Origin of the sequence: Bacteroides sp. (assembly GCA_036351255.1) — a bacterium.
Taxonomy (GTDB): Bacteria; Bacteroidota; Bacteroidia; order Bacteroidales; family UBA7960; genus UBA7960.
The window spans coordinates 1-2,298 of the sequence record JAZBOS010000047.1; the positions used below are offsets into that span (position 1 = coordinate 1).

The 2,298-nt window shown below is 43.8% G+C and carries 2 protein-coding genes; both read right to left on the reverse strand.

The window, feature by feature from the left end:
* Positions 1–358 precede the first annotated feature (358 nt).
* Positions 359–1,015, reverse strand: coding sequence for a lipoprotein signal peptidase (locus tag V2I46_04055; protein MEE4176662.1), 657 nt, complete (start codon positions 1,013–1,015; stop codon positions 359–361).
* A gap of 3 nt (positions 1,016–1,018) precedes the next feature.
* Positions 1,019–2,298, reverse strand: a 1,280-nt coding sequence (locus tag V2I46_04060; protein MEE4176663.1) for a DUF5915 domain-containing protein, incomplete at its 5' end; no start/stop codon positions are given.

Genomic DNA, 2,298 nt, shown 5'->3' on the forward strand with positions numbered 1-2,298 from the left:
GGCTCTTTTTGCCTCTTCATTTCTTTTTCCCTGGGTTGCTTCGTTTCTTTTTAGCAAACTTGCCCTGAACACCTTGGTGAATCAGGGCATGCCCTGAAGCAAAGCAACTCAGGGGAAAAATCAAGCAAGCAGAAAACTTCTCCCCGCAAAGCCGGACGCCGCCTCGTTCTCTGGCGGGGCCCCGCGCTTCTTGTAATAGCGATGCTTTAATAATGCTGGTATTGGAAAGTTTAGAATTTTTTAACCCGGTTTAAATGACTATGATGAAAGTGAAGATTTAAAACCCAGGCATAAAAAAAGCGGTAAAAGCCCGAAAGGTCTTTTACCGCTTTTTACAAATGAAACACCCTGATAAACCTCAGGCGGTGCTATTATTTTCATCGATAAACTGCTTTTGCACCTCATCTTCTTCATCCTCCTTAGACTTTGTCTCCTTGTTTTCTTCATCGAAGAACCGCTTTTGAAAAACCAGGATGATCCCTACCCCTACAAAGATGGAAGCATCAGCGATATTGAATATAGGCCATAAGGCGGTATAGCTACCCCCCATCAACGGAACCCAATCGGGAATAAAACCCTCCCAGATATCGACATAAAACATATCCACCACCTGCCCGTGAAACCATGGACTCGCAGCATCAAAAGGAGCATTTCCTAACCAAACACCATAAAAAACACTGTCAATTAGGTTTCCTATAGCCCCGCCCAGGATCATGGCAATACAGACAATGTATCCTACATGCGCTTTTTTATCGATCAGGGAATATAAATAATATCCGATGCCAAACATGGCTATCAGCCGGAAACTGGTAAGGATTAGTTTGCCATATTCCGAACCGAGTTGCATCCCAAAGGCCATTCCGGGATTGGTGGTATAATGAAGTTTGAACCAGTCTCCAAAAACCTTGATCTGACCGGCGGTGCCAAAATCCATCCCGTAGTGAACCATCATTTTTACCACCTGATCAATTACGATCACCAATAAGGTAATACCAAAATACTTCCAATATTTCATAAGTTATACTTTCTCTACTTTAACGGCGAGTTCAAACTCATCCATGTCCAGTACGGTGGAATTATTACTATTGCCATCAAGGCTTAAGGCTAGCGCCTGGGTTTCTGTTTTGATATATTCAGAGAAATGGTCCAAAGCCTGGTCTACCGTTTCATTCAGTGGTGCGATCTGAATATGAATTTTGTCCTGAACTTCCAGCCCCATGTCCTTGCGAAGGTTCTGTATTCGATTGACAAAATCTCTGGCAATCCCCTCTTCCTTTAGTGCGGTAGTTAAGGTAACATCCAGGGCTACAGTGATGCCATTATCGGTCGCTACAGACCAACCCGGGATATCCTGGGACTGAATCAGCACTTCGGCCAATTCCAGCATTTCTGTTTCCCCATCTATAGTGATGGCAGCCTTACCTTCTTTTTCAATTTGAGCGATTTCTTCCTTGCCCCATTGCTGAATAATTTGGCTGACCGCCTTCATTTTAGGCCCGAATCTTTTGCCCAGCAAGGCAAAATTAGGCTTGATGCTTTTTACCAAAATATCAGATGTGTCATCAATATAGTCAATTGATTTTACGTTAACTTCTGATTTGATTAAATCTTCCACGTGCTCAATAAAACCTCTGGTTTCCGCATTCAAAACCGGAATAAGCACCTTTTGAAGCGGTTGCCTCACCTTTAGCCTTTCCTTTTTCCTTAGCGAATGTACCAGAGAGGAAATATCCTGTGCCAATTGCATGCTGTTTTCAAGCGATGCATTGATTAGTTCATCATCTGATGGTTGCCAATCGGTCAAATGAACAGACAGTGGTTTGGCTTCCAGGCTTGAGGTGAGATTTTGGAACAGCCAATCGGCATAAAAAGGAGCTACCGGTGACATGAGTTTGGTAATGACCTCCAGGCATTCGTACAATGTCTCATAAGCTGCCTGCTTGTCTCTATTCATATCTCCTCTCCAGAACCTTTTTCTGGCCAGCCTTACATACCAGTTGGACAATTGGTCCACGGTGAAATTCATGATGGACCGCGTGGCGGGCGTTACATCATAGTTTTCATAAGCAGTGCCGGTTTCTTTGATCAGAGACTGAAGCTTGGAAAGAATCCATTGGTCCAGTTCGGGTCTTTCGTTTACCGGAATTTTGGCTGAAGCATCGTAAGCAAATGCATCCAGATTGGCATACAGGGCAAAGAAAGAATAGGTATTGGTCAAGGTGCCAAAAAACTTTCGCTGCACTTCCGCCACACCTTCAAGATCAAACTTTAGGTTATCCCACGGATTGGCATTAGCGA

What these genes read in the sequence shown, in the direction of transcription:
- V2I46_04055 (MEE4176662.1), bottom strand. Translation starts at nt 1,015, where the DNA reads ATGAAATATTGGAAGTATTTTGGTATTACCTTATTGGTGATCGTAATT.